This is a genomic window from Streptomyces sulfonofaciens (assembly GCF_014656295.1).
In the GTDB taxonomy this organism is placed as follows: domain Bacteria; phylum Actinomycetota; class Actinomycetes; order Streptomycetales; family Streptomycetaceae; genus Streptomyces; species Streptomyces sulfonofaciens.
In genome coordinates this window covers 1-5,412 of sequence record NZ_BNCD01000052.1, presented here as the reverse complement: position 1 = coordinate 5,412, position 5,412 = coordinate 1, and the positions used below count along the sequence as shown (strand labels likewise).

2 protein-coding genes are annotated in these 5,412 nt (G+C 75.0%); both read right to left on the bottom strand.

What is annotated here, in order from left to right; genetic code table 11:
* On the bottom strand, nt 1-959 hold a 959-nt coding region (locus IE313_RS34445), incomplete at its 3' end, for a beta-ketoacyl synthase N-terminal-like domain-containing protein (RefSeq protein WP_189939303.1).
* 48 nt (nt 960-1,007) lie between these two features.
* Nucleotides 1,008-5,412: SDR family NAD(P)-dependent oxidoreductase (locus tag IE313_RS36130; RefSeq protein ID WP_189939301.1), on the bottom strand; the 4,405-nt coding region annotated here is incomplete at its 5' end.

Below are 5,412 nucleotides of genomic sequence, written 5' to 3'. Positions count from 1 at the left end.
ACCCGCTGCTGGGAGGGGCCGTTGGGGGCGGTGAGGCCGTTGCTCGCGCCGTCCTGGTTGACGGCCGAGCCCCGCACGAGCGCCAGCACGCGGTGGCCGTTGCGCCGGGCCTCGGACAGCCGCTCCAGCACGAACATGCCGGCGCCCTCGCCCCAGCCGGTGCCGTCGGCGGCGGCCGCGAACGCCTTGCAGCGGCCGTCCGCGGCCAGCCCGCGCTGCCTGCTGAACTCCAGGAAGATCCCCGGACTCGGCATGATCGTGGCACCGCCCGCCAGCGCCATCGTGCACTCGTCGTTGCGCAGCGCCTGGCAGGCCAGGTGCAGTGCCACCAGCGACGACGAACACGCCGTGTCCACGGACACGGCAGGCCCCTCAAGGCCCAGCACGTACGCGGGCCGTCCGGAGGCGATGCTCGCGGCCATGCCGGTCAGCACATAGCCGTCCGCGCCCTCCTTGCCCGGATAGCGCATGGACACGTACTCCGAGCCGCCCACTCCGGCGAACACACTGGTGGCGCTGCCGCGCAGGGAGGCCGGGTCGATACCGGCCCGCTCCAGGGCCTCCCACGTGGTCTCCAGCAGCAGCCGCTGCTGCGGGTCCATCGCCAGCGCCTCGCGCGGGCTGATGCCGAAGAACTCGGCGTCGAACCCGTCCGCGTCGTGGACGAAGCCGCCGTGCCGGGAGTACGTCTTCCCAGGAGCGTCCGGGTCGGGATCGTAGATGCCGTCGACGTCCCAGCCGCGGCCCGCCGGGAACCCGGAGACGGCGTCCCTGCCCTCGGCGACGAGGTCCCACAGCTCCTCGGGGGAGGTCACACCGCCCGGGAAGCGGCAGGCCATGCCCACGATCGCGATCGGCTCCTGCTTGCGCGCCTCGATCTGGCGAAGGTGCCGACGCGTCTGATGCAGGTCAGCGCTCACGCGCTTGAGGTAATCGCGGAGCTTTTCCTCGTTCGCCATCCGCCGCCGATCCCTTCCGAGAAAACCAGGTCAAAAAAAGCAGGTGAGTCAGAGCTCGTTGTCGATGAAGTCGAAGAGGTCGTCGTCCGACGCGTCGTCGAACTTCGCGGTGAGGTCGGCCCCGCCGTCCTCGTCGGCGGCGGTCTTCGACAGTTCGAGGAGGAATGCCTCCAGGCGCGCCCTCAGCTCCGCGCGGGTGCCCTCGTCCGGTGGGTTGCCCAGAACCGCCGCCTGGAGGCCCGCCAGACCGTCGAGCACCTGGGCGTCACCCGTCGGTGTGTCGGTCCCGGCCGTCGCCGCTGGCTCCGGCTCCAGCTCGGTCCGCAGGAACTCCGCGACGGCGGCGGGCGTGGGCCGGTCGAAGACGAGAGTGCTCGGCAGCCGCAGACCGACCGCCGCACCCAGCCGGTTGCGCAGCTCGACGGAGGTCAGCGAGTCGAAGCCGAGTTCCTTGAAGGCGTGCCCGCTGCCGATCCCGGCCGGTGTGGCGTGCCCCAGCACCGTCGCCGCCTCGGTGCGCACCAGGTGCACCAGGGCGTCCTTGCGCTCCGCCGCCGACAGCCCGGCGAGCCGCTGCCGCCACTGCGCGGACGCCGGCTGCGCCCCGTCCCCGGTGCCCGTGGCGGGGCCGGCCGCGCGCCGCACCCGGCCGCCGCGCACCAGGCCCCGCAGCATCGGCGGGACGTCCGCACCGGGCCGCAGGGCCGCGGTGTCCAACCGGGCCGGCACCAGCGTGGCCCGGTCGGCCCCGAGCGCAGCGTCGAACAGCGCGAGGCCCTGCTCCGTCGCCAGCGCGACCACACTGCCGCGGCTCACCCGCGACAGGTCGGCGCCGCTCAGGTGCCCCGTCATACCGCTGGCCTCCGCCCACAGGCCCCACGCCAGTGACGTGGCAGGCAGGCCCTCGGCGCGGCGCCGGTGCGCGAGCGCGTCCAGGAAGGTGTTCGCGGCGGCGTAGTTGGCCTGCCCCGGATTGCCCAGGGTGCCCGCCACCGACGAGAACAGGATGAACTCCGCCAGGTCCGCCCCGCGGGTCAGCTCGTGCAGGTTCCAGGCCGCGTCCGCCTTGGGCCGCATGACCGTCTCGATCCGCTCCGCGGTGAGGGCGCCCACCGTGGCGTCGTCGAGCACGCCCGCGGCGTGCACCACCGCCGTCAGCGGGTGCTCGGCGGGAACGGACGCCAGCAGGTCCGCGAGCGCCGCACGGTCCGCGGCGTCACAGGCAGCCACGGTGACCTCGGCGCCCAGCGCCACCAGTTCGTCCCGCAGCGCCACGGCGGACGCGCTGCCCGCGCCCTGCCGACTGGTCAGCAGCAGGTGCCGGACACCGTGCCGGGTGACCAGGCGGCGGGCGACCAGACCACCGAGGGTGCCGGTGCCGCCGGTGATCAGTACCGTGCCGTCGGCGTCCAGCGGCACCGGGACGCTCAGCACGACCTTGCCGATGTTGCGGGCCTGGCTCAGGTACCGGAAGGCGTCCGGAGCCCTGCGCACGTCCCACGTCGTGAACGGCAGCGGCCGCAGCACACCCCGCTCGAACAGGCCGACCAGTTCGGCCAGCATCTCCTGGATACGGTCGGGACCGGCGTCCTGGAGGTCGAAGGCGCGGTAGGCGACGCCCGGATGCCGCGCGGCGACCTCACCGGCGTCCCGGACATCCGTCTTGCCCATTTCCAGGAAGTGCCCGCCGTGCGGCAGCAGCCGCAGGGAGGCGTCCACGAACTCGTGTGCCAGCGAGTCCAGTACCACGTCCATGCCGGCACCGCCCGTCGCCCCGCGGAACCGGTCCTCGAAGTCCAGGGTGCGGGAGTTGCCTAGGTGGGCGTCGTCGTAGCCCTGCTCGCGCAGCACCGCCCACTTGCCCGGGCTCGCGGTGCCGAACACCTCCGCGCCCAGGTGCCGGGCGAGCCGGCCCGCGGCCATGCCCACCCCGCCCGCCGCGGCGTGCACCAGCAACCGCTGCCCGGGGCGCAGCCCGGCCAGGTCCGTCAGGCCGTAGTACGCGGTGAGGAACACCACCGACACCGACGCGGCCTCGGCGAAGGTCCAACCGGCCGGCATCCGGTGCAGCAGCCGGTGGTCGGTGACCGCCACCGGCCCCATCGCCCCCGCGAACAGGCCCATCACCCGGTCGCCCACCGCGACCCCGGTGACCCCGGCACCGGTCTCCAGGACCACGCCCGCGCCCTCGCCGCCCAGCGCCTCCCGGCCGGGGTACAGGTCGAGGCCGATCATCACGTCGCGGAAGTTGAGGCCCGCGGCACGCACCCCGACCCGGACCTGGCCCGGGTCGAGCGGGGCGGTGGCGTCCGGGCAGGCGACCAGGGCCAGGTTGTCCAGCGCGCCCTTCTGCGGCATGTCGACGCGCCAGGCGCCCGCCGGCCCCGCACCGTCGGCGGCCGCGGGCACGGCCAGCGCCGTGTCCGTCCGGGCCCGCACCAGACGCGGCGCCAGCACGAGCCCGTCCCGCACCGCGAGCTGGGGCTCGCCCGGCGCGCCCGCCCCCTCGCCCCCGCCCACGGCGGTGGCCAGGGCCGCAGGCAGCCGTTCGAGCGAAGGCCCGCTGCCGTCCGTGTCGAGCAGCCAGAACCGGTCCGGGTTCTCCAACTGGGCCGCACGCAGCAGACCCCACACCGAGGCACCCGCCAGGTCCCGGACGTCCTCGCCGCCCTGCACCACGACCGCGCCCCGGGTCACCACGACCAGGCGGGCGGCGGCGAACCTGTCGTCGGCCAGCCAGTCCTGCACCAGTGTCAGCATGCGGTGCGCCGCCGCGTGCGCGGCCCCGGCCGCACCGGCCGTCACGTCCCCGGGCGCCCAGGCCACCAGGACCGTCCCGGGCACCACGCCCCCGGCGTCCACGGCCGCGAGCAGCGCACCGAGGTCCTCATATCCGGCCACCGGTGCGTCAGGCGCCGTCAGCGCGGCCACCAACTCAGGGCCGTCACCCAGCACCGCGAGCGGTCCCGCGGCGCCGGCGCCGTCCGCACCCGCGGGTCGCGCGGGTTCCGCCCAGTCCACGTGGAACAGCGCGTCCGGGTGGCCGCCGCGCGCCGCGGCGAGCTGGTCGGCCCGGATCGGCCGCAGTTCCAGCGCGGCCACCGACGCCACCGGTGCGCCGAGCTGGTCGGCCACCTCGATGGCGACCGAGCCGCCCTCCGCCGTGAGCCGCACCCGCAGCCGGGTCGCACCGGTGGCGTGCAGCGTCACCCCGGCCCAGGCGAACGGGATCCGCACCCCGCCGCCGTCAGCGCCCCGGCCCCTACCGCCGCCCGCGCCCGCCGCCTCGTCCGGGCCCGCCGCGTCGCCCGCCACGTCATCCGTGTGGCGCGCGCCCTCGTGGGCGAGCGGGTGCAGCGCGGCGTCGAGCAGGGCCGGATGCAGCGCGAAGCGTGCCGCGTCGTCCGTACCGGCCGCCTCGGGCAGCGCCACCTCGGCCCACACGGTGGTGCCGTCCCGCCACGCCGCCACGAGCCCCTGGAACACCGGGCCGTATCCGAGACCGGCCGCGGCGAGCCGGTCACGGACCTCCGCCACGTCGAGTGGCGCCGCACCCCCGGGCGGCCACGCCGTGAGGGCCTCGGGAGCCTCAGCGGCGCCCACCCCGATCACGCCGGTCGCATGGCACGTCCACTCGGTGTCCTGCGGTGCGTCCTCGGGCCGCGAGTGCACCTGGACGGTGCGCCGGCCCGCTTCGCCGGCCGCGCCCACGGACACCTGGAGCCGCACCGCGCCCTCGTCCGGCACGACGAGCGGTGCCTCCAGCGTCAGGTCGGCGATCTCGTCGCACCCGGCACGGTCGGCGGCGTAGAGCAGCAGGTCGACGTACGCCGTACCCGGCAGGAGCACGGTGCCGTGCACCGCGTGATCGGCGAGCCAGGGATGCGTACGCCGTGAGATCCGGCCCGTGAACAGGTGGCCCTCGTCCGCGGCCAGCTCGATCCCGGCCGCCAGCAGCGGATGCCCGGCCGGTAGCTGCCCGAGACCGCTCGCGTCGGACGGCGCGTCCGGCACCGCGAGCCAGTAGGGCCGGTGCTGGAACGCATACGTCGGCAGCTCCACCCGCGCCGCCCTGTCCGCACCACCGAGGAACGGCTCCCACAGGGGTGTGGTGCCGTTCGTGTGGGCGGTGAGGACCGCGTGGGTGAGTGCGGTGGCTTCGGGTCGGTCGCGGCGCAGCGTGGGGATCAGCACGGCTTTGGTTCCGGTTCGGGTTCCGGTTCTGGTTCCGGTTCCGGTGGCCGCGTCGCGGTCGGTGTCTGTGCCCGCGCCGGTGCTGCTGTCTGTGCTGCCTTCTGTGCTGGTGTCTGTGTCTGTGTCTGTGCTGGTGTCGTCGTCCGTGGTGTGCAGGGACTCAGCGGCCAGTGCGCTGAGGACGGGGTGGGGGGCGAGTTCGAGGTAGGTGGTGGTGTGGTGTTGGTGGTGGAGGGTGGTGATGCCTTGGTGGAAGTGG